The 25,986-nt window shown below is 31.6% G+C and carries 23 protein-coding genes; 18 read left to right on the plus strand and 5 right to left on the minus strand.

Features of this window, described 5'->3' with window-relative positions:
* The first annotated feature begins 13 nt into the window (after nt 1-13).
* The 9 genes from ACWJKS_RS06775 (at nt 14) to ACWJKS_RS06815 (ending at nt 9,986) form a co-directional block, all read left to right on the plus strand.
* Nucleotides 14-895 carry a carbohydrate ABC transporter permease gene (locus tag ACWJKS_RS06775; protein ID WP_165412270.1) on the plus strand — a complete coding sequence of 294 codons (882 nt, stop codon included), beginning with the start codon at nt 14-16 and terminating at the stop codon, nt 893-895.
* A gap of 142 nt (nt 896-1,037) precedes the next feature.
* Nucleotides 1,038-3,440 carry a GH36-type glycosyl hydrolase domain-containing protein gene (locus tag ACWJKS_RS06780; RefSeq protein WP_220320079.1) on the plus strand — a complete coding sequence of 801 codons (2,403 nt, stop codon included), beginning with the start codon at nt 1,038-1,040 and terminating at the stop codon, nt 3,438-3,440.
* 40 nt (nt 3,441-3,480) lie between these two features.
* On the plus strand, nt 3,481-4,893 hold the full coding sequence (locus ACWJKS_RS06785) for a phosphoglucomutase/phosphomannomutase family protein (protein WP_216303741.1): 1,413 nt from the start codon (nt 3,481-3,483) through the stop codon (nt 4,891-4,893).
* A gap of 247 nt (nt 4,894-5,140) precedes the next feature.
* Nucleotides 5,141-5,605, plus strand: a complete 465-nt coding sequence (locus ACWJKS_RS06790; protein WP_165412273.1) for a C-GCAxxG-C-C family (seleno)protein — start codon at nt 5,141-5,143, stop codon at nt 5,603-5,605.
* Nucleotides 5,606-5,617: 12 nt separating this feature from the next.
* Nucleotides 5,618-6,571: a TDT family transporter gene (locus tag ACWJKS_RS06795; protein WP_220286941.1), complete on the plus strand. Its 954-nt coding sequence runs from the start codon at nt 5,618-5,620 to the stop codon at nt 6,569-6,571.
* 281 nt (nt 6,572-6,852) lie between these two features.
* Entirely contained in the window at nt 6,853-8,013 is a 1,161-nt protein-coding gene (locus ACWJKS_RS06800) for a cell wall hydrolase (RefSeq protein ID WP_462960796.1), read from the plus strand.
* 765 nt (nt 8,014-8,778) lie between these two features.
* Nucleotides 8,779-9,165 (plus strand): SMU1112c/YaeR family gloxylase I-like metalloprotein, encoded by a 387-nt coding sequence (gloA2, locus tag ACWJKS_RS06805; RefSeq protein ID WP_165412275.1) that lies wholly within the window; start codon nt 8,779-8,781, stop codon nt 9,163-9,165.
* Nucleotides 9,166-9,433: 268 nt separating this feature from the next.
* Complete coding sequence (locus tag ACWJKS_RS06810; protein ID WP_165412276.1) at nt 9,434-9,604, plus strand: hypothetical protein; 171 nt, start codon at nt 9,434-9,436, stop codon at nt 9,602-9,604.
* Nucleotides 9,605-9,779: 175 nt separating this feature from the next.
* Entirely contained in the window at nt 9,780-9,986 is a 207-nt protein-coding gene (locus ACWJKS_RS06815; RefSeq protein ID WP_165412277.1) for a hypothetical protein, read from the plus strand.
* A gap of 456 nt (nt 9,987-10,442) precedes the next feature.
* Here the strand turns inward: ACWJKS_RS06815 and ACWJKS_RS06820 are convergent, their stop codons facing one another.
* Nucleotides 10,443-11,084, minus strand: a complete 642-nt coding sequence (locus ACWJKS_RS06820) for an ABC-2 transporter permease (protein ID WP_165412279.1) — start codon at nt 11,082-11,084, stop codon at nt 10,443-10,445.
* Nucleotides 11,084-11,944, minus strand: coding sequence for an ABC transporter ATP-binding protein (locus tag ACWJKS_RS06825; RefSeq protein ID WP_462960797.1), 861 nt, complete (start codon nt 11,942-11,944; stop codon nt 11,084-11,086). Before ACWJKS_RS06825 ends, ACWJKS_RS06820 begins: the two co-directional genes overlap by 1 nt.
* A 181-nt stretch (nt 11,945-12,125) precedes the next feature.
* Between ACWJKS_RS06825 and ACWJKS_RS06830 the strand changes: the two genes are divergently transcribed.
* Nucleotides 12,126-13,619: a hypothetical protein gene (locus ACWJKS_RS06830; protein ID WP_462959674.1), complete on the plus strand. Its 1,494-nt coding sequence runs from the start codon at nt 12,126-12,128 to the stop codon at nt 13,617-13,619.
* Nucleotides 13,620-13,761: 142 nt separating this feature from the next.
* On the opposite strand, the gene ACWJKS_RS06835 is transcribed toward ACWJKS_RS06830, so the two are convergent.
* Entirely contained in the window at nt 13,762-14,139 is a 378-nt protein-coding gene (locus tag ACWJKS_RS06835; protein ID WP_462960798.1) for a GntR family transcriptional regulator, read from the minus strand.
* 310 nt (nt 14,140-14,449) lie between these two features.
* Here ACWJKS_RS06835 and ACWJKS_RS06840 point away from each other — a divergent pair, with 310 nt between their 5' ends.
* Nucleotides 14,450-16,189: an ABC-F family ATP-binding cassette domain-containing protein gene (locus ACWJKS_RS06840; RefSeq protein WP_462960799.1), complete on the plus strand. Its 1,740-nt coding sequence runs from the start codon at nt 14,450-14,452 to the stop codon at nt 16,187-16,189.
* A gap of 70 nt (nt 16,190-16,259) precedes the next feature.
* Here ACWJKS_RS06840 and fliB read toward each other — a convergent pair whose 3' ends face one another.
* Together fliB and ACWJKS_RS06850 are read right to left on the minus strand one after the other, a co-directional pair.
* Nucleotides 16,260-17,480: a flagellin lysine-N-methylase gene (gene fliB / locus ACWJKS_RS06845; RefSeq protein WP_462960800.1), complete on the minus strand. Its 1,221-nt coding sequence runs from the start codon at nt 17,478-17,480 to the stop codon at nt 16,260-16,262.
* A 233-nt stretch (nt 17,481-17,713) separates the two neighbouring features.
* The gene (locus ACWJKS_RS06850; protein WP_462960801.1) at nt 17,714-18,874 is read right to left on the minus strand and encodes a metallophosphoesterase; all 1,161 of its coding nucleotides are present in this window, start codon (nt 18,872-18,874) and stop codon (nt 17,714-17,716) included.
* A gap of 369 nt (nt 18,875-19,243) precedes the next feature.
* Between ACWJKS_RS06850 and ACWJKS_RS06855 the strand changes: the two genes are divergently transcribed.
* The 7 genes from ACWJKS_RS06855 (at nt 19,244) to ACWJKS_RS06885 (ending at nt 25,686) form a co-directional block, all read left to right on the plus strand.
* The gene (locus ACWJKS_RS06855) at nt 19,244-20,617 is read left to right on the plus strand and encodes a DUF4317 domain-containing protein (RefSeq protein ID WP_462960802.1); all 1,374 of its coding nucleotides are present in this window, start codon (nt 19,244-19,246) and stop codon (nt 20,615-20,617) included.
* A 144-nt stretch (nt 20,618-20,761) separates the two neighbouring features.
* Nucleotides 20,762-21,823 (plus strand): IS30 family transposase, encoded by a 1,062-nt coding sequence (locus ACWJKS_RS06860; RefSeq protein WP_224578950.1) that lies wholly within the window; start codon nt 20,762-20,764, stop codon nt 21,821-21,823.
* A 126-nt stretch (nt 21,824-21,949) separates the two neighbouring features.
* Nucleotides 21,950-22,378, plus strand: coding sequence for a hypothetical protein (locus ACWJKS_RS06865; RefSeq protein WP_220286932.1), 429 nt, complete (start codon nt 21,950-21,952; stop codon nt 22,376-22,378).
* Nucleotides 22,353-22,739, plus strand: coding sequence for a HEPN domain-containing protein (locus tag ACWJKS_RS06870; RefSeq protein WP_220286931.1), 387 nt, complete (start codon nt 22,353-22,355; stop codon nt 22,737-22,739). Before ACWJKS_RS06865 ends, ACWJKS_RS06870 begins: the two co-directional genes overlap by 26 nt.
* A gap of 433 nt (nt 22,740-23,172) precedes the next feature.
* A complete protein-coding gene (locus ACWJKS_RS06875; RefSeq protein ID WP_216304105.1) occupies nt 23,173-23,430 on the plus strand; it encodes a hypothetical protein in 258 nt (85 codons plus the stop codon).
* 126 nt (nt 23,431-23,556) lie between these two features.
* Entirely contained in the window at nt 23,557-23,967 is a 411-nt protein-coding gene (locus tag ACWJKS_RS06880; protein ID WP_165412288.1) for a peptide deformylase, read from the plus strand.
* A 198-nt stretch (nt 23,968-24,165) separates the two neighbouring features.
* Nucleotides 24,166-25,686 (plus strand): 4Fe-4S dicluster domain-containing protein, encoded by a 1,521-nt coding sequence (locus ACWJKS_RS06885; protein ID WP_462960803.1) that lies wholly within the window; start codon nt 24,166-24,168, stop codon nt 25,684-25,686.
* Nucleotides 25,687-25,986 lie beyond the last annotated feature (300 nt).

The raw sequence follows: 25,986 nt of genomic DNA on the forward strand, positions 1-25,986 counted from the left end.
GGGGTGTTAGAGTATGTTAAATTCGAAAGTTTCAAAAGATATTTATATAGAAAAAAAGCATATTAATTCAAAAGTTAAGATGTCGAAGATTATTACACATTTTATATTAATAGCATGGGGTATAACAACCATTGCACCAATAGCATGGGTTATTATGAATAGCTTTAAGAGTTCATCTGAAATAATTTCTAGCGCTCTTAGTTTTCCAACTAAATTTAATTTAGATAACTTCAAATCGCTTGGAAAATATTCTCAAATAGACATTCCTAGGGGGTTTTTTAATAGTCTTGTTATTTCTGGTACTGTTGTTGTATTAGTATTAATTCTTGGAGCAATGGCTGCATTTGTACTAGCAAGATTTAAGTTCTTTTTAAATGGACCAATAATGATACTTTTAGTTGCTAGTATGCTTGTTCCACAGTTTGCAGTTATTATTCCTAATATTAAAATATTGCAGTTTTTTCATTTTAATAACACTTATTTAGCTGTAATAGTACCACATACTGCTGGATTTTTAAATTTTGCTATAATTATGATGACAGGATTTATGAAGTCTCTTCCTGTTGAGCTTGAAGAAGCTGCGATAATAGATGGGTGTAGTATACCAAAAATATTTATGAGAATAATAATCCCATTGTCTACTCCAATACTCGCAACCTCAGGTATAATGATTTTTTTATGGTCTTATAATGATTTACTTCTCCCACTTGTATATCTTACAGGGGAATTAAGACCTATAAGTGTGCTTTTAACACAAATTTCAAGCCAGTTTAACACGGATTATGGTGCGATGATGGCAGCGCTCACAATAACAATAATTCCAGTGATAGCACTCTATGTAATTTCTCAAAAATATGTAATTAAGGGTATGATGGCTGGTGCTGTTAAGGGATAAGGAAAACCAACCTAACTGAAAGGATTTGATAATATTACTGTGCTTGTACTTTAGAAATATCCAGCAATGCTAAGGAGTTATTTAAAGAAGAACTAAATCAAGTTAGTAGTACAATTAAATTATAGTAAAGGGAGAAGATAAAATGAAATATGGATATTTTGATAATGTAAACAGGGAATATGTTATTGAACGCCCTGATGTACCAGTATCTTGGACGAACTATCTTGGGGTAAAGGATATGTGTGCTGTAATTTCTCAAAATGCAGGTGGGTACCTATTCTATAAAAAGCCACAGTACAATAGAATAACTCGTTTTAGACCAAACGGCGTACCACTAGATAGACCTGGCCACTATGTTTACCTTCGTGATGATGAATCTAGCGACTATTGGACAATTTCTTGGCAGCCAGTTGGCAAAGACCTTAAAAAGGCAAATTATAAATGCCGTCATGGGCTATCTTATTCCAAATTTTCCTGCGAATATAGCGATATAAGTGCAGAACAGATTTTGTTTATTCCAGTAAACGATGATGTAGAATTATGGGATGTAAAGATAAAGAACAATGGAACAACTCCACGTAAATTAAGTGTGTTTTCTTATGTAGAGTTCTCATTCCAAAATATTGATATGGATAATGAAAACTTCCAGATGAGCTTATACGCATCAGGTTCTAGTTATGAAGATGGAGTTATAGAAAATGATCTTTTTTATGATAATGGTGAGACAGGTTATCAATACATAGCATCGAGTTTTAAACCAGAGAGCTATGATTGTTTAAGAGATAAATTCTTAGGAAACTACCACACTGAAGATAATCCAATAGCTGTAGAAAAGGGAATTTGTAGTGGGAGCTCAGAACTCGGTGGAAATCACTGTGGTGCTTTACATAAAAAAGTAATCTTAGCTCCAGGAGAAGAAACTAGACTTATATTTATGGTTGGTGTTGGTGCAAGGGCTAAAGGCATGAAAATGAAGGCTAAATATTCAAATGTTGCTACTGTAGATAAAGCATTTGATGAACTTAACGAATACTGGGAAAGGAAATTATCGGCATTCCAGATTAAGACACCAAATGAAGGCATGAATACCATGATAAATACATGGAACCTTTATCAAGCAGAAACAAACGTTGTGTTCTCAAGATTTGCTTCATTTATAGAAGTAGGTGGAAGAACAGGACTTGGATATAGAGATACTGCTCAAGATGTTATGTGTGTTCCTCATACAAATCCTAAAAAGTGCAAACAACGTATAATTGAACTTCTTCGTGCACAGTCGAGCATAGGCTACGGATTACATTTATTCCAACCAGAATGGTTTGATTCAGAGGTTGCTAAAATTTTACCTTCAAAATCACCAACAGTTTTACCGACTCCAAACATGTCAGATGTAGTACATGGATTAAAGGATGCATGCTCAGATGACGCATTATGGCTAATTGCAGCAATATGTGAATATGTACAAGAAACTGGTGAAGTCCAGTTGTTTGATACGATGGTTACTTTTGCTGATGGAGGAGAAGCCACGGTATATGATCACATGAAGAAAATACTTGATTTCTCAAGGTCGCAGGTTGGAGCTACAGGGATATGTAAAGGTCTTAGAGCAGACTGGAATGACTGCTTAAACCTTGTAGGAGGGGAAAGTGCTCTAGTATCTTTCCTGCATTTTTGGGCACTTAACAACTTTGTTGAATGTGCTAACTTCTTAGGTAGAACAGAAGATGTATCGGTATATAGCGCAATAGCGAGTAAAGTTAAAAAAATATGTGAAAATGAGCTTTGGGACGGGGAATGGTATATTCGTGGAATTACATCGGATGGAGAAAAAATAGGAACTCAAAAAGATGAAGAAGGAAAGGTTCACCTTGAGTCAAACACTTGGGCTGTTATTTCTGGTGTAGCGGGCCCAGAAAGGTCTAAGGCTTGTATGGATGCGGTAGATAAATATTTATATTCAGACTTTGGTCTACACTTAACATCACCATCCTATACCAAACCAAATGATGGAATAGGTTTCGTAACTCGTGTATACAAGGGAGTTAAGGAAAATGGAGCTATCTTCAGTCATCCTAATCCTTGGGCTTGGGTTGCTGAATGTATGATTGGACGTGGTGAGAGTGCTATGAAGTTCTACGACGCATTATTACCTTATAATCAAAATGATATGATAGAGACTCGTGAAGCCGAACCATACTCATACTGTCAATTCGTGATGGGAAAAGATCATACAGCTCACGGTAGAGCAAGGCACCCATGGCTTACAGGAAGTGCTGGTTGGGCATACTATGCAGCAACTCACTACATGCTAGGAGTTCGTCTTAACTTTGATGGCATGATTATAGATCCATGTATACCAGGAGATTGGACAGAATTCGAAGTTACTCGTCTATGGCGTGGAGCAACTTATAATATAACCATAAAAAATCCAAATGGAGTACAGAAGGGTATTAAAGAAATAATTTTAAATGGAACGGCAGTGGAAGGTGCTATTAAGCCACAAAAAGCTGGTTCACAAAATATTATAGTTGCTATAATGGGCTAATAAAAGTAAGTATATTAAAATTAGTAAAGGAGTTAAAAATATGATTAAATTTGGTACTGGTGGATGGAGAGCTTTTATAGGCGAAGATTTTACAAAAAAAAATGTACAACTTCTTTCTCAAGCTCTTGCAAACCTTATGAAAAATGAAAAATGTGAGGGCAGTGGCTTTGTAATAGGTTATGATAATAGATTTTTATCTGACAAATCAGCAAAATGGGTTTCAGAAGTAATGGCTGGAAATGGAATAAAGGTTTTTTTAGTAGGAAAATCTGCACCTACCCCTCTAATAATGTTCACTGTGAATTCTTTAGATGCATACTATGGTGCAGCTGTAACAGCAAGCCATAACCCAGCTGATTACAATGGACTCAAAATATTCACCAGGGGTGGAAGAGATGCTAAAGAAGACGTTACAAGAAGTCTTGAAGAAATTATAAACAATATTACTATAGATGATGTTAAGCTTGTTATCTTTGATAAAGGAATAGCAGATGGTTTAATTGAAATTATAGATCCGTTTAATGAATTTATAGATTCAATTATCAGCATGATAGATATAGAGTCTATAAGGAATAGCAAACTAAAGGTAGCTCTTGACCCAATGTTTGGAGTTTCAAAGACTTGCCTTCAAACTATACTTTTAACTGCAAGATGTGAGGTTGAAATAATAAATAATAGACACGATACCTTATTTGGTGGAAGATTACCTTCCCCAAGCACACACACACTACATCGTTTAAAGGATTTAGTAGTTGAAAAAGGATATGATATCGGGATAGGGACAGATGGGGATGCTGATAGACTTGGAATCATAGATGAAAAAGGTAACTTTATTCATCCAAACGATATTCTTTCTGTGTTATATTACTATTTATTAAAGTACAAGGGATGGAAAGGTGGAGCTGTAAGAAACCTTGCAACCACTCACCTCCTAGATAAAATAGCAGCGAGCTTTGGTGAGGAATGCTACGAGGTTCCAGTTGGTTTCAAGAACATAAGCTCAAAAATGGAAGAAAAGAATGCATTAATCGGAGGAGAAAGCAGTGGTGGATTAACTATTCGTGGGCATATTAAGGGAAAAGACGGAATATTTGCTGCTAGCCTTCTAATCGAATTGCTTAGTGTAACAGGAAAAAGCTTATCGGAATTACTTGAAGAAATTCATAAGCAATATGGATACTTCTACATGACAGAATCTGATTATAAATTCAGCATAGAAGACAAGGAACAGATAAGGACAAAACTTTTCGTAAATAAGTTAATCCCAAATTTTGGTTATAAAGTAGAAAAAACAAACTACGAAGATGGCTTAAAGGTATATTTTAGAAATGGTGGCTGGATTATAGCAAGATTCTCTGGCACAGAACCGCTTTTAAGAGTATTTTCTGAAATGGAAAATGAAGCTATGGCCAATGAAATAAGTAATATTATGAGAGAATTCTTAAACTTATAAGTATATTAATATTGCAGCACAGAAGGTGATGATTTAACAAAAGGTGTATTTTATACCTAATTATGGTATAGAATACACCTTTTATTTTTTGATTTAATTTTAAAAAGTTACCCATAACAAAAGGAATTGTGTTCACAATTTGTTTGCGGCCATTGGTGGTGTCCATGTGTTTCAATTAATTAGTGGACTTGCTGTAATATTACATATATAATAGTATGTGGAATATTTTATTAAAAGGGGGCAATTTATGAGAAATGAAGTTAGTATTAAAAAAATAAGAAGAGATGCAGAAGAGTCATTCAGAAAAGGTGATTTTTTTTGTTCCGAAGCTATTGTTAGCTCAATAAAAAACAATTTTGAAATTCCAATGCCAGATGAGATGATTGCAATGTCTTCAGGATTTCCTCTTGGAATAGGAAAATCAAAATGTGTTTGCGGTGCTGTATCAGGCGGAGTAATGTGCATAGGTTATTTCTTTGGAAGAACAACAGCTGGAGATCCTAAGGTGCAAAATGCTCTTAAGTTTGCTAATGAATTACAAGAGAGCTTTAAAAATAACCATAAGGTGTTATGTTGTAAAGTCCTTACTCACGGAATGGACATGACTTCTGGAGAACATCAAGCACAATGCATTTCCTTTACTGGGGAAATAGCTGAAAAAGCTGCGCAAATTATAGTTAGAGAGCTCGGCCTTGTAAATATTGATGAATAAGGTGGTAAAAAAATGAAAAGCCTGATAGAAAAAACTCCTGTACCAATTGCAGGGTTAATGTTAGCTTTAGCAGCAACTGGTAATCTATTATTATCTTATGGTGATATATACAGGAACATCTTTGGAGTTGTAGCTTCATTAATATTAGTACTCCTTATATTTAAGATATTTTTTGATACAAAAAGTGTAGTAGAGTCTTTTAAAAACCCAGTTGTTGCCAGCGTAATGATTACTTTTACTATGGGTTTAATGATTTTGGCAACTTACATAGTTCCGTATGCTCATTCAATATCCTTTGGTGTGTGGTCTTTTGGTTTATTACTGCATTGTTTTTTACTAATTTGTTTTACTGCAAAATTTATTTTTAACTTTGATATAAAAAAAGTTTTTCCAAGCTATTTTGTAGTTTATGTTGGTATTGTGGTAGCAAGTATGACTGCACCTACCTATAATTTAATTAGTCTTGGAAAAGGTATTTTCTGGTTTGGCCTTATATCATATTTATTATTGTTGCCTATTGTGATTTATAGGACATTCTTTATTAAGGGAATTCAAGAGCCGGCACTACCAACTATTTCAATATTCGCGGCTCCAGCTAGCTTATGTTTAGCTGGATATTTAGCATGTTTTACAGTGAAAAATAATTTTATATTAGGCTTTTTAGGAGGTCTAGCATTTATAATGTTCTTAGTGGTGATTTTGTATTTACCAAAGCTACTTAAAACTAAATTTTACCCAAGTTATTCTGCTTTTACTTTTCCAATGGTGATAAGCGCAGTTGCTATGAAGCAACTTAATGGGTATCTAGTTAATATTAAAGAACCAATATATATGTTAAAATATTTGGTTAAATTTCAAGAAGTACTAGCTGTTTTAATCGTTATTTATGTTTTAGCAAGATACTTTAAATTTCTTTTTCTTGAGGATAAAATCTCCAAAAATTCTAAAATAGACGAAGCGATCTAAACATATAATAAATAGGACTGTGATTAGATTGGATATAAAGCTAATTATAGTCTTTTTATTACTTATATTGGAAGAAAAAAGCTTAAGAAGCTATTAACAGAAAAGCCTCAAAATGAACAGAATATATATGATAGACAATTTGATAACTGGGCGCCATATTACAAATAATTCAAAGACCAATATTTGCTAAACATATCTCTGTATGTTATTATGTTCAGATGATAAATACTTTTAAACATAATATATTTAAAAATAAAATATTATGTAGGGGGAATGGAAAATTGAACAAAAAAATTATTTCAGCCGTAATGGCACTTGGTGTAATTATAAGCGTTGGTTCTACTACCGTATATGCAGATTCTGCATCAGATAAGGCAAAAATTCATCAGGTTCAAACTCAAAGAAACGACCTTGAAAGCAAAGTTGAGATTATGAACAATAAGCGTGAAACAATTGTGTCTAATATCGATAGTAATGAAAGCAGTATAGCTATAACACAAAAGAATATTAAGCAAACAAAAATAAATATTGAAAAAGCAGAGGTTGATATCAAAGCAGAACAGATTATTTTTAATAAAAGAATGAGAGTAATGTATATGAATGGGTCATCAAGCTATCTAAACATTATGCTAAGCTCAAATGGTATGGATGATTTTATATCCAGAGTAGAAAATATTAAAAGGGTAGTAACATTTGATCAAAAGGTTATGAAAAATATGAAAACAAAAGAAGCAGCAATTAATTTAAAGAAGGTAGCGCTAGATGCAGAAAATACAAAGTTGCTATCTTTAAGGGTTGAGAATAAAAAGAATTTAGCGATTTTAACAGAACAAAAATCAGACCAAGATGTATTAGCATTAAAATTGAATGCCCTAGAAAATCAATATGGCGCACAACTGGTAATAGATCAAGCTAATGAAGCAAGACAAGCAACAGAAGAAAAACAAGCATTAATTGATTCAAAAAAAGCTAATAACAAACGGAATGAATCTCCTAAACAAGTTGTAAAAACTCCAGAAATAGCTAGTTATACTTCAGTGCAAACTAAACCTATAGCAATCAAAAATGACTCAAGTGATTTGGACTTGCTATCAAGATTAATAACTGCCGAAGCAGGAGGAGCATCTTATAAAGCTCAAGTTGCTGTAGGCGCTGTAGTTTTAAACAGAGTTAAGAGCAGCAGTTTTCCAAATTCAATCAGTGCTGTTATTAATGAAAAAACAAATGGTTTTTATCAATTTACTCCAATACTAAATGGTAACATTAATAGACCTGCACAGGCAAGTGCTGTTAAGGCCGCAAATGAAGCACTCAGTGGAAATGATCCAACAAATAATGCACTGTTTTTTTATAGTGGTAGTGCACCTAAGGGCTTGACTTTACAGCAACCAGTGTCATTAAGAATAGACGATTTAACATTTATTAAAATGCTAGAAGACTGACTATAGAGTATTTTTGATAACTTCTTAACTAAAGATTTAATTTTAATACAATCATATATATTTATTGCTTAGGACTACATAATTATTAATCATCTTAAACTCAGATGTTGTTACTGGGATGGTACAGAGAATTATTATGAATAAGGGAGTTCACTTTGTGAACTCCCTTATATATATACAAATATTTAATTTTGAACTAAGTAGAGATTAGTAATTTTTTTAACTAAAGTATTTTTCTTTGTCTTATCACATATCTTAAAGACCTCTTATTTATAAATTGTACTAACCTCTAAAAACTTTAACAACTTAATTTGAAACATTGGACTATCCCCTTTCTATTAGCAATTCTTTTAGTTTATCTAATGAAGGTTAATATCTTTGTGGAATCACTTCCATCTCTTGTACTAATTAAATTCTGTTGTTTTGTTTATAAATTAATAATATCATAGTAATAGATGTTTGTAAACAACTATTTTCAATTAATAATAAATGTTATTTAAGAAGAAATTTCAATGATTGTTAGTGGAGGAGGGATATATAAATAATAATGATGAGTATGAGTAAAAAATATATGCATTTACATCTCCTATATTAATAATACGCTGGTGTGAAAAAATTTGCAAACTAGTGATTTAAGTAGAATATATGTTAGTATTAAAATATCATATGTATATATTAATAGAAAACTAAATGCTTCACAGTATTCTTAAACTGTGGTGCATCCGAAAGAAAATACGTACGTAATATAAAGAAGGAGATAAAAAAATGAAGTTAAATAAGATTCATCATATAGCTATTATTTGCACAAATTATGAAAGATCTAAAGAATTTTACGTTAATGTTTTAGATTTGAAAATCATTAAAGAAACATATAGAAAAGATAGAGAATCATATAAGCTCGACTTAGGTGTTGGAGAGAATTATCAAATAGAATTATTTTCTTTTCCGCAATCACCTAAAAGGGCGAGCTATCCTGAAGCAAGAGGACTAAGGCATCTTGCTTTTGAGGTAGATAACATTGATGAGGCGATAAAAGAACTGGCTGATAAGAATGTAATTTCTGAGCATATTAGAATTGATGAGATTACGGGGAAAAAATTTACTTTTTTTAGTGATCCAGATGATTTACCTATAGAATTATATGAAAAATAGTAGGATAGCATTTTAAAATTGACAACTGTATGTCATAGCATAAATATCTTTGAAGAGCTTTTTTAACTTGAATAATTTCCCAAGGGTCTGGCCCATTACAGAGATAAAACAGACAAGCAGTGTTGCTCAAAAGGCTGTTTGTAGGGTATAATAAATTAGTAAAATAACAAGACCTACCTTGAAAATATTTATCGTGAATATTAATTTAGAAGGTATTAGTTATGAAGTTTTTTTAAGCCGTAAAAAATAAAAAAAAGAGGGTAAAAATATGAAAAATGATATAAACAAAAACATGGAAATAATGAAAAAAATTATTGAAGAAAGAAAAGCAAAATCTTCCACGCAAAAAAATAATAAGAGAGCATCAATCTATGGATCACAAAGCGCATCATCAGGTAATGGCGGAGGTTTAGTTGGTAAAAATAACAGGGGTCAATGAATAAATTCCCTTGTTATTAATAAAATATATGTAACTCTAAAAGTTTATTTCATAGAGAAATCTAGGGGTAGGCTTTTTTTTATTGATTAGCAACTCTCAAATTCAACTAAATATGATATTATCATTAACTTATGGGCATTATAATATAAAATAATTAGTAAAGGAGATGCTTTTTATGAGTCAAAATAAAACCATAGCTGAAAACAATCAAAATATTATACCTAATAGTGAAAATAGTCTGAGCCAAAATATGACCATGAAACAAAAAGATCAAAGCCTTATGGCTAATAGTTTAGATAGTGAAAATGCTAAAAATGGATATAAGGTTAATGGAAATGCTAGCGTGCAAGCTGCTAATCAAGGAACTAGAAATAAAAACTAGATGAATTAATTTACTTGGAAATCTTAAAATGTGAAAACACAGTAGAGTTATACTTTCTCTACTGTGTTTTTTATATAAATTAACAAGATAGTGAATTAATTAGTACAAAAGTTAATTTATTGGTGTACATATTCCTTGTGTAAATTGCGTAATTGCGCCAGTATTAATGTTTACTAAATATAAACATAAGGAATATTCTTGTTCAGGATTAACAGGATCTTTGTAAGATTTTCCTATCGCGTAATAATCATCACCATTATAAATACCTGTTCTCTGGAATCTTTGATTAGTTGTATTAAAAGTTTCGTTAGTATCTAATTTTACTTTTGATTTAACTAAATCCATTGCCTGTAGTTAAATACACAAAGGGGAACAGCACACATATTATTACTACTGGGGTTGGTATAGCATGCATAGTTATCGCTCCTTTCTCAAAATGTATAAGTTATACTGCTGTTATAGCAATTCTTTCTTTGAGTAAATGTTTATAGATATATTCATAGAAATAAAGAGGATAGCAATTATAGCCACAATCGGTATCAAGTACTGGACCAATATAGGCATTGCAGACAATACCGTAAAATCGAGTTTAATATTGGCTTTTATTAATACAGTCAATAAAAATGGAGTTCCCATGATCAATATCATGAAGAAATACTTTGTTTTTTCAAAGCCAAATTTATATTGTACAGGTGTGTATACGCCAAATAGGATTACTGAAATCAGCAGTGCAATAAGATAGTTGTATGGAGTAAGATATTCAATTTTGACAAATAGCAGTGCTAATACGTTATATGCCACACAGCAATAAGCAAAGATCAATAGGAGAAAAGCATATCTTGCTTTTACAAGACTACTGCGGGAGTATGGCGTAGAACACAGCAGAGCTTCAGCTTTAGGGTATTTCATTTCGGCCATCAAAACATATTGATACAACATAAACACCGAAAAAATCACCGATAACAAAAAAGCACTAAGCCCCCAAAATTGGGATGGTTGTATCATCATAAAAAGGGGTATAGCAAATGGAAAAGTAACTAAAAGCAGCAAATATTTTTTTATAAGTAAGATATCTTTTTTAACAAGATGTACCAGCATTATTTTCCCCCTCCTTCGACATAGCCCAGCATAATATCTTCTATGGTAGGTCTTTCAACCAAAATGTCTTTTATGCTTTTTTGAACTTGAGATAATTTATTGGTGATACCAGTAAATCCAAATCCTGTTTCTTGAATATTTAAGAACAGTTTTCTGGTTTCAATAGTCAAATCCTTGCTATCACCTTTTACTAATCGATGGGTATCAATCAATGTATCCTTTTCTTCCTCGAATAAAATTTTGCCATTGTTAATAAGAATTATCATATCTGCAACTTTATCAAGATCTGAAGTTATGTGAGTTGAAAAGAAAACGCTCTTGCCACCTTGTTTCATATAATCTGTCAAGATATTCATGAATTGGCTTCGAATTAAGGGGTCAAGTCCACTTGTAGGCTCATCCATAATAAGTAAGTCTGCCTCATGGGAAAGTGCCAAAGTTAATGCGAACTTCATACGCATACCTTTTGAAAGTGTTGAAATCTTTTGGCGTGGATTGAGTGAAAAACGTTCCATATAGGTTTTGTAATCCTGCTCATTCCAACTTGAATACGACGGTGCAATAATGCTTTTCATTTCTTTCATTGTCAATTCATCATAAAAGCAGCCATCATCCAGCACAACTCCAATACGGTTTTTCAACTCATGCCCATGTTTATCAATATCCTTTCCAAAGAATTTGATAGTACCGGCACTTCTCATTACAAGACCAAGAATGGTCCGTATAGTGGTTGTTTTACCAGCCCCGTTAATACCTATAAAACCTGTAATACAATCTTCCTGTAAAGAAAAACTAACATCGGAAAGGGCAAATTTATTATAAGATTTATTTAATCCTGATACTTCTAATACATTGTTCATTGTTCATCCCCCTCATATAAAATAGAGCTTTCACGGAAACTCCTTAGCTCCTGTGATTACTCATTTTTAGTATCATTAATTTTTGTTGATTCCCCCACTTTTTTTGCATAAAACACTTGACAAGCCTGTAAAATTTTGCGGTCCTCCTCTTAAAGACATGTTTTAATAGGAGGATTATTTTATGCTTAAAAATTGGAGCTCTCATGCTGATTATCAGCAATTTATTATTTTAAATCTCTCATGTTTCTACAAAGCTTTTCCTAAAAAAATTATAGAACTTGAACCTTCTATCTCTAAGTTGTATTGCTTAGACTTAGATATTCTTAGAGAGATATTAAAACCTTATTATTCTAATATTGGTAGACCTGCAACTCTTCAACCTGAGATATTTCGTTCATTTTCTTTAATGCTTTTTCAAAAGGAAACAAGCATTACCAACTGGGTTAAAAAGATTCATGCCTGTGAGTTACTTGCAACCTGTATAGGCTGCACTAAAAATAATGTCCCATCACTTGGTGCTCATTATGATTTTATCTCTAGATTATGGCTTTCAAATCTGTCTACCGACAGGGTAAACCTAAAAAAAATATATTCGTATAAGAAGAAACCCTCTAAAATTAAGGCACCCGGGAAAAATAAAAAGCTTCCTAATAAAAAAACTGGTGTTGTTAAGAGAATTTCAGATTTTTTTGAAGCTGGTCGCTCATTTTCCCTAAGAGCCGAAAGGCTGCTTCAAAAAATATTCTCATTAGTTGCTGTAGAACCCTCTTTTAATCTTAACTTAATAGAAAAAGATAACCTTACAGTTGGCGGCGATGGTACTTGTGTTCACTGTAAGTCTTCTTACTATGGTTCTAAAGTTTGTGACTGCCGTGAAAATGGAATTTACGATTGCAAATGCCCTCGTAGACTTTCTGACATAAATGCTAATTGGGGTTGGGACAGCCATGAAAATCGTTGGTTTTATGGCTACACTCTCTATGCTTTATCTGTCTATAATAAAAAATATAAGATAGATCTACCTATTTATCTACGATTTGTAGAGGCAAGCAGACACGACAGTGTCACTGGAATAGTAGCATTAGCTGAATTTAGAGAACTGTTACCGCAGTTCACTATATCAAATTATGTTCTTGACTCAGCTAATGATAACTACCCTACATATGAATTATGTTCTAAATGGAACATTAATCCCTTTATTGATCTGAACTCCAAAAACAAAGGAAATTCAAAATATCCAGTTACTCTAGATATTAATGAAAAAGGATTTCCTATCTGTATTGGTGGCCATGAAATGGTCTATAACGGTTATGAAAAAAGTCGTTCACGCCTTAAATGGCGTTGCCCTTTAGTTTTAAAAAAGGTTGCTAGTTGCTCTTGCTGTGAACAGTGCTCACCTTCACCTTATGGGCGAGTAATCTACACTAAACCATCATGGGATTTGCGGTTGTTTACTCCTGTGCCTCGCGGCTCAAAACAATGGAAAACTATTTATAAAACTAGAACCTGCTCAGAACGTATAAACAATCGTATTCTAAATGATTATAAAATTCATACTTTACGAATACATGGTAAAAAACGTTATTCATTTATGACTATGATTGCTGGAATTAATATTCATCTAGATGCAAGACTTAAAGTTTCAGGTTTTAGTATTTTAAATTTATTAGAGTAGCTGTTTGACAATTAAGTACTTTTTTCTGAAAATTCCTGCATCGTGTAGGCTTGTTTGCTATACCTATTTTTATTCCTAACTGCTCTCTGAATATAAAATTTATAGCACTATAATGACTCTATACATAATTAAGTTTTACATATTAGTTTCCGTGACTACTCAAAATATTCATCATTGCATTTAATTCCTCTTTAGAAATTTTTAACGTCTTTGCTGTTTGAATTAAGTCCTGCATTTTTTGTTCAACAATACGCCGTTTAGAGTCACGAAGCAGCTCTAAATTACCAGCAGAAATAAAAGTGCCAATGCCCACCTGACTTGTAATAAATCCCTCTTGCTCTAATTCATTGTAGACACGACGAATAGTAAGAATGCTTACTTTCAAATCAGTGGCAAAATTTCTGATAGATGGAAGTGGATCACCCTCAGACATCTCACCTTTAAAAATAATATCTTTTAGTTGGTCTTTTATTTGTTGGTATAGGGGCATATTGGATATATTTGAAATTAAAATCTTCATATCACCTTATCACCTCCCTAAGTGTATAGTGTGTATTAACTTAATACACACTATACACTTAGGTTGTGTTTTTGTCAACATGTTAGTGGGTACCCGGCTCGCAAAGACTTTTTAGAATTAACGGATATCACGAGAAGCTTTAATATGAAATGATTGAATTTAGTCGTAAAAAATGTTATGCTAACAATGGTAAACTCAGTAGAATGTCCTTACTACATAAAAATCAAGTGTAGAGTTGCAATTGAAAATACAATATATTGAAGAGCTTATTTTTATAGGCTCTTTTTTAGTGATAAAGAGAGGTAATAATATGATAAAAATTGATAACTTGTCCTACTCATTTCCGCAAAAGGATCTATATAATAATATTTCATTTACATTAGAAGATGGTCAACATTGTGCTTTTATAGGAACAAATGGCAGTGGAAAAAGTACACTGATAGATATAATTATGGATCCAGAAAAATATATGTTCGATGGTAAGTTAGAGATGGACCCAAATTGTAGAATTGGGTATGTAAGTCAATTCTCGCAACAGGGCGAAATGAAAGAAATTACAGTTTTCGAATATATAGGGGAAAAATTTATTAAACTACAAAATGAAATAACATCTATTTGCAGTGAAATGGAAACATCTTCGGATATTGATTCTTTACTAGAAAAGTATCAACAAACTTTAGACGCATTTGATGCAATTAATGGGGATGATTTCGAAAACATCATTAATAAAAACTTAAATCTTGCAAACTTAAGCAAGTATAAAGATCTAATGATATCTGAACTTAGTGGTGGGGAATTCAAGCTTATTCAAGTAATTAAGGAAATGCTAAATAGTCCAGACTTAATGATTATGGATGAACCCGATGTGTTTTTAGACTTTGAAAACCTTAATTCGCTTAAAGATCTAATTAATTCGCACATTGGAACAATGTTAATTATTACGCACAACAGATATATATTGAATCATTGTTTTAATAAAATTCTACACCTTGAAAACATGGAGATCCAAGAGTTTGATGGAAACTATATTGAGTATAACTTCTCATTACTTCAAACTAAAATTGAGTTACAAGAACTAGCTGCTACTGATAATGAAGAACTTGAGAGAAACGAGATCTTAATAAAGAAGTTAAGATTTCTCGCAACTGAGTATAATCAATCTTCTAAAGGGAAAGCTCTAAATGCTAGAGTTAAAATTCAAGAAAGATTAGAAAAAAGTAGAATTAAATCGCCATTTGTAGATATTAAACAACCGAATATCAGTTTAGTTACAGATAATGAAATCGAAGAAACCATTGTTTTAAAAGTTAATGATTACAGTGTTGCCTTTGATGATATGCTTCTAGAAAATGTTAACTTTGAGATTAAATCTACTGATAAAGTAGCTCTTATCGGTTCAAATGGTGCCGGGAAAACGACGTTACTTCGAGAAATATTTAAAAACAATCATGATTCTATTGAGATAAATGAAGATGTTGAAGTGGCTTATTTGTCTCAACTTCAAGGCAAAACACTAAATGAGTCTAATACGATACTTGAAGAGTTCTTAGATGCTGGTTTTAAAACTAATCAAGAGGTTAGAGCATATATTTCTGGTTATGGTTTCGAAGAAGAAGCCATTAATCAAAAGATAGGGGCTTTATCTGGTGGAGAAAAAAATATGCTTCAACTGGCTAAAGTTTCTGCTAGTAAAGCAAACATTTTGCTTCTTGATGAACCGACAAGTCATTTAGACACATATTCACAAATAGCACTGGAAAAAGCCATAGAAAACTATAAAGGTGCCATTCTCATGATTTCCCATGATTTCTATTCTATAGTAAACTGTATGGATTTTGTTTTAATCATTGAAGATAAGACAATTAGAAAAATGAGTATGCGAAAATTTAGAAAGATGATTTATGCTAATCATTTTGACAAAGACTATTTAGAAATTGAACAAAAGAAAAAATTAGTCGAAACAAAAATAGAATTGGCTTTAAAAGATATTGATTTTACGCTTGCAAAAGTTTTATCGCAGGAGTTAGAAGAGCTGATTAAGTTACTCTAAATTTAGCAAAGTTTAAGTGGAAATATTGAGCTCTCTTGTATATACATTGAGAACTCAATATTTTTTATTTTTATAAAAGTGTTTTAGCAAATTGTATATTATCAAGTTTATTTTCTTTCATATAATTTATTGAATCAATTAAAAAAGTTCTGTGATGTTCTATGGTCTTCGATAAAGATTGAATAAATTCAACTATATTTTCTTTGTTATCCTGTTTATTATATAGATAGTTACCAACTAAATAAAATCTAATAAATGAATATCTTACTAAAAGCATAATATATCCATCGAATATTGATTCTGATTCAGAAAATGGAAACATATAGTTATACATAAAATTCACCAAATAATTTTCGAAAATATAGCTATTATTATTCATAAAATTTTCAGTATAATCTTCAAATGCTTTTATGTACATTTCTGAATGTTTACTAACGTCGCCACCTTCATCAAACTTGAATCCAGCTATAATTTGCTTAGTATATTCCTTAAAATAAAGACTATCCACTTCTTTAGATACATTTAAGAAGCCTATCATCTTTTTGAAAAAATCTATCTGAACAATATAACTTAATTGATCTCTTTCATAACCATCACTAACTAAGTTCATATCATATTCCCTAATAAATTTAGGTACATTAGTATACTTATATTTAAGTTCTTCTTCTAATGTTTTTATAAAATCACCTAATATATAAAGTCTTTTACTTAAGTCGAACTTTCTGTTTTGTATTATTTCAACACTTAGATTTCTAATTTCTTTAAAATATTTAAAAGGCGAATTATCATATTCTTTAGAGCTGGTTTCAATATCACCTGATAGTATATGTTTGCCTAAAGTTTCTTCACTTTCTTTAAACCCAATTCCTTCTTCTTTTAGTAAAATAATTCTTGCAGCTTCCGGACAGGCAATATCAAGTGATATTTCATAACATGTATCTACTTTATTAATTATTCTAGGAAAAGTTGTGCAAACATTTGAAAGATACTCTTCTCCAATTTTGGAATAAATAATACAATAATTTTCGTCATCTAAAAAAGCACACCTTTTTCCAGTTTTTAATTCTATTTTTCCATAATCTATATCAGGACTTAGGTATTCATCATTATTATGTACATTTTTTTGAATCATTCGCTTCATTTCTTTGTCTTGAACCTTATAATATTGCCTAAAGGTAACCTTATCGATATCTATATCCCATCCAATACAACAGCTATCTGTACATTTTCCACCTATACATTTAAATTCTTTAAGATAGCTCGGATATCTCATTTTTATATTTTTTTCCATTGTATACTTCCTTTGTATATAAATTATTTCAAGTTTTCTGTTTCATATTTATTTTACTATAGTATTTTAAGTCTGTCAGATGTATTTTTATTGCCAAGGGTCTGACCCTGTTGTGGGGACACGCTTTGCTGGACCCACTTACTAATTAAACCATAAACCATTAAGGAAAAGCTACTACATTACTTTAAACTAAGAAATATAGTAGCTTCGTCTACATTCTAAATAACTATTTATTATTTGAGTTTAAGATTTATTTCAACAATTTCCGAGCGGCTACCTATCCTAATTGGAGGTCCCCATGTTCCATAACCTGAAGATACAATAAATTGAGAATTGTTCTTTTTTAAATACCCATAGTCTATTTCAAAAATTCCATTGGTTATAATATTTGCAGGAAATATCTGACCTCTATGGGTGTGACCTGATAGTTGTAAATCAATCCCCTGGTTTTCAGGTTCACTTAAATTTACTGGCTGATGATCCATAAGCAAAAATGGTTTTGTCTTATCTAAGTCCTTTACTAAGGATGACAAATCTTTTCTTTTAATTTTTGTAACACGCTCTAAGGATGGGTCTTGTCTACCTATAACATAAAAGCTATCACTTACCAAAACTGAAGTATCACGCAGCACAGTTATACCTGCATTCTCAAAATTTTTAACTACATCATCTACATTACTTCCCATTCCATCATGATTACCAAGGGAGGCATACACTCCATACTTGCTTTTAATTCGCCTAAAGTTATCACGCATGTTTTCTTTTACAAAAGGGTCAATGCTACTATCAATAATGTCTCCAGGTATTAACACAATGTCAGGTTTTAAATCATTGATTTTATTTACCATACCTGTAAGCCTATTATTATCTACCATAATCCCAAGATGAATGTCCGAGACCATAATAACCTTCAAGGTCTCTAGATTACCCGCAACTTTATCAACATTTAGATCATACTTTGTTACTCTTACGCTACGAGCACTCCAAGTACCATATATCATTACACCAAATATAAAGGCAACTACTAGACCCATTACTATTAACGAAACATTAGTATCGCCAGATAAACTTCTTGGGATAATTATAATTTTTCTATTTATAACTCTTATTAAATCTATTATAGGCAATATTAAAATAAGATAAAACATTATTGCCATCCAATATGATCCTATAATATTTAATTTAGTTGATATTATTGCTGGTATGAAAGAAGGTATAAGCGTTGTTACAATATATGATGATGCTATTATTGAAAACAGTATCCAATATATTTTGGGATTTATAAAAGGAATATGGCGAAATAGGTTCTGCCACATCCTTAAACCTATATAATAATTTATGCTTCCATACAAGCAAATAAATAAAATAGCAATAAGTATCATTAATCCATTCATTTTTTTGCTCCTTCATATTGTTTTTTCATTATAAAATTCTATACTCATATATAAAATTATACCATGATGCTGTGTTTTCGCACAGTCTATTGGTGAGATTGCAAAGATTAATTACCAATAATTCATACTGTAGGGTTAGAAAAACAAATACCATAAATTCGAAGTGAAACGGACAAGCTGTGTTGCTATTCTATTCTCAATAGAAATCATTTAAAAAACTGATATATAAATCCTTTATTTTCTGTAAAAAAAATACTATAATTAATAACGATAATATATTAATTATAGCTACAAATAAAAAATACTAAAGACAAACCATTTCAACTATAAATTTACGTAAGGTTTGTCTATAAATTAAGGAGTTTATACATGAGAAGAAAAGATATACTTGAGTTAAAAAGACGTTTTAAAAAAGAACAATGCACCTTCACTAAAATGTGTGGCTGCTATGTTAATGGAGAAAAACATACTATTTTAAAATTTAGAGAAAGCTTTCTAAATTTAGATGAGGATGAATACTTTAAATATTTAGAAATTGCTAAAAAAGTACTGTCTGGAACTATTGGGAATAATATTTTAGAACTTAACTTTTCAACTAATGAAGAATTTACAAATGAAAGGCAGACTTCACTTATGCAGCTTAAAAACAGTCAATTAAAAGATGATGCTCTTGTAGATAACCTTTATGATTTGATTATAGACAATTATGATTACACTGGTAATTTTTTAATACTCTTTTTTCATGATGCTTATGATGTTGTTAGCAAAACCAGAGATAATATAAAGATAGATGAATCTGAAGAAGTATATGAATATGTGTTATGTGCAATATGTCCAGTTTCACTTTCAGAGCCTGGTCTTGGATACTTTGAACAGCAAAATGAAATAAAAGCACGTATTAGAGATTGGGTAGTCGAGTCCCCAATTAATGGCTTTGTGTTTCCTGCTTTTATTGATCGTAGTTCAGATGTTAACTCTATTATGTATTATACAAAAAATGCAAAGGATACACATACTGAATTAATGGAAAATGTTCTAGGTTGTCCTTCAAAACAAACGGCTACGGTGCAAAAGGAAACATTCCAATCAATTATTAAAGATTCTTTTAGTTCAGATGAAATTAAAGCTGATAAAATTTTTATGGATATACAAGAAAACCTAAGCACTATGATAGAAGAATACAATGATTTAAACGATGATGCAGACTGTGAACCTATAAGCTTAACAAAGAAGGATATACAAAAACTTTTAATAGAAAGTGAAGTTCCACGAGAAATTACTACTGAGATTGAAAACTCCTATGTAGAGAACTTTGGTGATGATATCACAATAGCTAAAAATTTAATTGACGCAAAGGCTCTTAAGGCAAATGTGCAAAGGAAAAAGGAAGAACGCCTTCAAAAACAAGTGGAAATACTTCAAGCTAGACTTGATCAAGTTGAAAAAGAGAATACTATAGATAATGAAACTGACCTGTCTACAGAAGTTAATGATGATAATGTGGTTTTAGAAGAAGCTTCAATAACTGATTTAGAAGAAACTTTAGAAACTAATTTAGAGAAAGTTCCAGATGCATTTTCAGAAGATAATAATGTTACCCCTCATTATGATGTTATACTACAAGTAAAACCAGAAAAAGTATCTCAAATAAAATCTCAAATAATTAATGGCCAAAAATGCATAGTTATTCCTATTAATGACAATGAACAAACTACGGTTAATGGTATAAATAATTTGATTTAAAACAACTAACTTTACACCTTTCGACAAGTGACAGTCGGTAAGTTGTAAAATGAAATGACCATAGAACAAAAAATAAAGACTCAAGAGAAAAAATCTTGTACAATGTTAAGTGACTAAACCAACACAAGTACAGGAGGATTTCAAATGAGTCAATCAAATTTTATCACAGAGAACAAAAAAGGTAAACACCTAACATATGAGGATCGTATAAAGATAGAGACATTATACAAAATGGGGCTAAATTCAAGCTGTATTGCGGAGCAAATAGGTGGACGTTCAGAGCGTACAATAAGGCGTGAAATTGCTAAAGGAATAGTAGAATTATTGAATAGTGATTTAACCACTCGAATGGAATATAGCGCAGAAATTGGGCAGTCAGAACATGACAGACAAGGCACAGCAAAAGGGCCTGCATTGAAAATAGGGAAAGATCACAAATTGGTGAAGTACTTAGAAAAAGCCATTGGTAAATATGGCGAATCTCCGTATGCAGCTATTCAAAATATAACAAATAAAGATCTACAATTCGAAACAACTATTTGCTTCAAAACTGTGTATAACTATTTGGATAATAATTTATTCTTAAACATAAGTAACAAAGATCTGCCTGTTAAAAAGAATGCCAAAAAGAGAAACTATAAAAAAATAAGGCCGGCGTATAACAATACCAAAGGAACAAGTATATCAGAAAGACCTACAGCGGTAGCTGCACGTGATGAGATAGGGCACTGGGAAATGGACACCGTAGTAGGAAAGCAGGGTACGAAGACTGTATTAATGGTATTAAGCGAAAGAGTAACTCGCAAGGAGTTAATCTTTAAAATACCTTCTAAATCACAGGTCGCTGTTGTGAAGGAATTGGACAAATTGGAGCGTAAAATGGGAATGGCATTCTCAAAAACATTTAAAACAATCACCTGTGATAACGGCTGTGAGAACCTTGATTTCGAGGGTATTGAGACCTCAGTAAGGAATAAACGAAAGAGAACTAAAGTATATTATGCCCATCCATATAGTTCATGGGAACGAGGCACAAACGAGAATATCAATAAAATGATACGACGATTTATCCCAAAAGGTGTGGATATTTCAGCATTCTCTAAAAAACAAATTATGCAAATACAGCACTGGATCAACAATTATCCAAGAAGGATTTTTAACGGTCTATCTGCTAATATGATGGAACGGAAAACCATTACAACTTAACATTATATTTTTCTTGAAAATTTCGGACATTTTATATTGCAATCTACAGACAAGTGACAGTCACCCTTTGTTATTTACACTCAATTTATGTAGTGATACAATATAAGAATAGGAAGGTGAAATATTATGATAGAATGTTTAAAAGATTTCTATGCATTAGATAATATTTTTAATACAAGTAATAATACCAATTATAAATTTGAAAATTTAATTGGGTTGGATAATTATGAATGTATACATCCAGTCAAACAAAGGAAAGTTTATGAAATTGCTAATCTATTATTAAAAGATAATGTTGGTAAGCACATCACTGATATTATAGTGTTTGGTAGTGCCACAACGCTTTTCTGTAGTAGCTTTAGTGATATTGATATAATCGTTTTAGGTGATTTTTCTGAGTTTTATCCAACTGTAGATTTACACGAGTTTGGAGAAATTGATTTATTTGGATATAATAAAAAACTATTCCTTAGTGATATGGAAAATAATAATTTTTATAGGAACGCTTGGGCGAAAGGGGTAAGAATATATGAGCAATTATCTGCATCTTGCTAAGAGTGATTTGAAGTATGCGAATTTTGGTCTTACAAATTGCACAGACGAAGTAGAAATTAATTATGCGGCTTATCATGTAAATCAAGCAATTGAAAAAATAATTAAAGCACTTTTAGAGCTTAATGGGAATGATTTGACTGACAGAAAGTATAAGACACATAATATAAGTTATTTAATTTCGTCTCTTCCTAAAGGGACACAGGTGCCGAATATAATAGTCGAAAGGAAATTTGAAATTATTAGATGGGTATCAGAGCCAAGATATAATGTGAATTTTAGAGAATCTAAAGAGGATATTTTAATTATATATACTGCAGCATTTGAGTGGCTTAATCAAATCATGTTGATGCAGAGTAGATAATGTTTATTTTATTTTTACTGCCTTTCTAGTCTTTAACAAGTTAAAAGGGAATTCAAATGAATTCCCTTTTAATATATTCGTATAGTCAATCCACCATGTTATCATCTGCAATAAAATCTACATAAGCATTCTTCTCCCTAAGCTTATTAATATAAACCACTGCACACCTAAATGTCTTTTTATTCTTTGGATTTTATTGTCTCACTGAAAAATTCACAGGCTTATTGTAACATTTACAAACTACTATTCAATTTGAAGTCAATATATTTTTCAAAACTAATTACAGTTTTGAATTTACAATAAAAGAAGATAGCATAAAAGGGATGAATGTATTAATATTTCTTATCAGCTATGTTATCATTGATATAGATGTTTAGCATTTAGAGAACAATGTTTGCGATAAACAATAACTAAATAAAGGGGAAATGCAATCTTGGTAAAGGATAAATTAAAAGACCATATTATGGAAACTGTTGAAAATCAAATAAAGGATAACAATCCTAAATGTACAACTGAAGTTTTTGAAAAATTAGTAGCTTGTGGATATGCACAAGATATGGCAAAGAAAATGATTGGAGCAGTTTTAGTGGAAGAGCTATATTATGTTTTGAAAAACGAGGAGTTATTTAATGAAGAAAGATATAGTGAAAAATTAGATAAGTTACCATTATTAATTAAGAAATTATATTGAATTCATAGAAAATGTATAGTAAAATCAAATTTTGCTATGCATTTTCTAATACAAGTTCCATAATGTATTTGTACAATAGAGGAAGCATTTAAAAATATAAATAAGACTAAAGAAGGAGTATAACATATGGTTAGATCAATTATGAAAGACATATTCTTTCTTAATCAAAAATCAGAACTTGCTACAAAAGCAGATGCTCAGGTGATACAGGATTTGCTTGATACGCTTAAAGCAAATAAAGAAGGCTGTGTAGGAATGGCAGCTAATATGATTGGTGTCAAAAAAAGAATTATTGTGATCAGTATGGGTGATATGAACGTTCCGATGATTAATCCTGTGATAGTGAATAAATCGGGTCAATATGAAACAGAAGAAGGATGTCTTTCACTTATAGGTGTTAGAAAAACTAATAGATTCAAAGAGATAGAAGTAGAGTATTTTGATTCGGGATTTAAGAAGCGAAGGGGAAAATACTCAGGATGGATTGCTCAAATTATTCAACATGAAGTAGACCATTGTAATGGGATAGTCATATAGAAAAAAGGTAAGAGCGCTGTTCAAGGTACAATCACAGCAATTAAAGAAAAATTCATGATAATTAACCAGTTATAATATAAAAAGCTATAAGTAAAATAAATACACAAACAAAATTGACTAAATTGTTGCTATATGATACTCTAACGAAGAATATATATATGTAGTTTTTATAAATATCAAAGCATAAAAGGAGTAATAATGAAATACGAATATAAAACACTTACTGATATTAGACACAAAGTTTTTACGGCCGTAAGTAAGATGGCCTTTGAAGACAATTTAAAAGATATAGAGAATATTCCATATGAGATCATTCGTGGAGAGGTGGGTAAGTATAGAGAAAGTACATTTCTTGAAAGAGCAATAGTTAGTGAGCGAATCCGTTTGGCAATGGGACTAAATTTAAGACCAAGTGATAAACCAAGATCAATTACGGAGGGATTAGAGGGGGCAACAAAACCTTCAAAATATTATGAACCGCCACTTGTAAATATTATAAAATTTGCTTGTAATTCTTGTCCAACAAATAGCTATGAAGTTACAAATATGTGCCGTGGCTGCCTAGCACACCCTTGTGTAGAAGTTTGTCCTAAAGGCGCAGTTAGTATAGCTAATGGGAAAAGTGTTATTGATCAGGAAAAATGTATAAAGTGTAGTTTATGTGCTAAAGTGTGTCCGTATTCAGCAATAATAAAACATGGGCGTCCATGTGCCATGGCATGCGGAGTGGATGCAATATATACGGATGAATATGGCAGAGCATCAATAGATTATGATAAATGTGTTAGCTGTGGAATGTGTTTGGTAAATTGTCCTTTTGGAGCAATATCTGATAAAAGCCAAATATTTCAACTAATTCAGGCAATTAATCAAAAGAAAGAAGTAATTGCAATTGTAGCTCCATCATATGTGGGGCAGTTTGGTAAAAATGTTGGATTTAATGATTTTAAAAGAGCGATGATTACAATTGGATTTAAAGATGTTGTTGAAGTTGCGATTGGTGCAGATATTTGTACAATTGATGAGGCAAAAGATTTTATAGAAAATGTACCTGAAAAACTTTCCTTTATGGGTACTTCATGCTGCCCTTCATGGTCTGTTATGGCTAAAAAATTATATCCTGAATATGCTGAAAATATTTCAATGACTTTGACTCCAATGGTTTTTGCTGCTCGACTTGTGAGAGAAAAACATAAAGATGCAATGATTGTTTTTGTTGGGCCATGTAGTGCGAAAAAATTAGAAGCTTCCAGAAAAAGCGTAAAAAGTGAAGTTGATTTTGTAATTACATATGAGGAGTTATCTGGAATGCTTGAAGCCAAAGAAGTAGAAATAATTGGTACAGATATGAGCTTGAGTAATGAAGCAACTAGTTCAGGAAGAGGCTTTGCGGTTGCAGGTGGAGTCGCTAAGGCTGTAGCTGATTTGATAAAAAAAGAACATCCAGGGCGAGAAGTGAAGATTAAAGCTGCGAATGGACTGAGAGAATGTAGGGAGATGTGTAATGATGCCGCAAAAGGAAAGTATGATGGATATCTCATTGAAGGAATGGCGTGTCCGGGTGGATGCGTTGCTGGAGCTGGGTGTATTGTCAAACCTAACATAGCTGGTGCTCAGGTTAAACAAGCGGCTAAAAATTCTGAGCTGAAGATTTCAGATGAGTCTAAATATGCTGATAAACTTTACTTGTTAGACGGAAAAAAGCTAGAGGAAGAATAGAAAATCGTATTTATTATACAGTAAAACCCACAACTATTTAATTAGTTGTGGGTTTTCTTACATTTTAATTTAATTATATTAGAGAGATCAAGGATAATTCTATATTTATCCACCTTTCTCGAAAACAGGCGAACGAGGTATGACCTTCCTGGAATTCTATATATGCTGGCGATGAAGATTGTAGTGTGACAGGTGTGTACTGGATGTTTAGATATGCAAATTTATTTTGAGGAGATATTTTGTTTAAAACAAGCAAATCTTCTATATTTAAAACGTTTGATATATAAATCTGTTTGAATT

Source organism: Clostridium sp. CM038, from assembly GCF_055081105.1.

What these genes read in the sequence shown, in the direction of transcription:
- gloA2 (WP_165412275.1), top strand. Translation starts at nt 8,779, where the DNA reads ATGAAGTTAAATAAGATTCATCATATAGCTATTATTTGCACAAATTAT.
- ACWJKS_RS06795 (WP_220286941.1), top strand. Translation starts at nt 5,618, where the DNA reads ATGAAAAGCCTGATAGAAAAAACTCCTGTACCAATTGCAGGGTTAATG.
- ACWJKS_RS06865 (WP_220286932.1), top strand. Translation starts at nt 21,950, where the DNA reads ATGATAGAATGTTTAAAAGATTTCTATGCATTAGATAATATTTTTAAT.
- ACWJKS_RS06855 (WP_462960802.1), top strand. Translation starts at nt 19,244, where the DNA reads ATGAGAAGAAAAGATATACTTGAGTTAAAAAGACGTTTTAAAAAAGAA.
- ACWJKS_RS06775 (WP_165412270.1), top strand. Translation starts at nt 14, where the DNA reads ATGTTAAATTCGAAAGTTTCAAAAGATATTTATATAGAAAAAAAGCAT.
- fliB (WP_462960800.1), bottom strand. Translation starts at nt 17,480, where the DNA reads ATGGAAAAAAATATAAAAATGAGATATCCGAGCTATCTTAAAGAATTT.
- ACWJKS_RS06850 (WP_462960801.1), bottom strand. Translation starts at nt 18,874, where the DNA reads ATGAATGGATTAATGATACTTATTGCTATTTTATTTATTTGCTTGTAT.
- ACWJKS_RS06785 (WP_216303741.1), top strand. Translation starts at nt 3,481, where the DNA reads ATGATTAAATTTGGTACTGGTGGATGGAGAGCTTTTATAGGCGAAGAT.
- ACWJKS_RS06790 (WP_165412273.1), top strand. Translation starts at nt 5,141, where the DNA reads ATGAGAAATGAAGTTAGTATTAAAAAAATAAGAAGAGATGCAGAAGAG.
- ACWJKS_RS06880 (WP_165412288.1), top strand. Translation starts at nt 23,557, where the DNA reads ATGGTTAGATCAATTATGAAAGACATATTCTTTCTTAATCAAAAATCA.
- ACWJKS_RS06830 (WP_462959674.1), top strand. Translation starts at nt 12,126, where the DNA reads ATGCTTAAAAATTGGAGCTCTCATGCTGATTATCAGCAATTTATTATT.
- ACWJKS_RS06885 (WP_462960803.1), top strand. Translation starts at nt 24,166, where the DNA reads ATGAAATACGAATATAAAACACTTACTGATATTAGACACAAAGTTTTT.
- ACWJKS_RS06825 (WP_462960797.1), bottom strand. Translation starts at nt 11,944, where the DNA reads ATGAACAATGTATTAGAAGTATCAGGATTAAATAAATCTTATAATAAA.
- ACWJKS_RS06870 (WP_220286931.1), top strand. Translation starts at nt 22,353, where the DNA reads ATGAGCAATTATCTGCATCTTGCTAAGAGTGATTTGAAGTATGCGAAT.
- ACWJKS_RS06780 (WP_220320079.1), top strand. Translation starts at nt 1,038, where the DNA reads ATGAAATATGGATATTTTGATAATGTAAACAGGGAATATGTTATTGAA.
- ACWJKS_RS06810 (WP_165412276.1), top strand. Translation starts at nt 9,434, where the DNA reads ATGAAAAATGATATAAACAAAAACATGGAAATAATGAAAAAAATTATT.
- ACWJKS_RS06835 (WP_462960798.1), bottom strand. Translation starts at nt 14,139, where the DNA reads ATGAAGATTTTAATTTCAAATATATCCAATATGCCCCTATACCAACAA.
- ACWJKS_RS06820 (WP_165412279.1), bottom strand. Translation starts at nt 11,084, where the DNA reads ATGCTGGTACATCTTGTTAAAAAAGATATCTTACTTATAAAAAAATAT.
- ACWJKS_RS06840 (WP_462960799.1), top strand. Translation starts at nt 14,450, where the DNA reads ATGATAAAAATTGATAACTTGTCCTACTCATTTCCGCAAAAGGATCTA.
- ACWJKS_RS06860 (WP_224578950.1), top strand. Translation starts at nt 20,762, where the DNA reads ATGAGTCAATCAAATTTTATCACAGAGAACAAAAAAGGTAAACACCTA.
- ACWJKS_RS06815 (WP_165412277.1), top strand. Translation starts at nt 9,780, where the DNA reads ATGAGTCAAAATAAAACCATAGCTGAAAACAATCAAAATATTATACCT.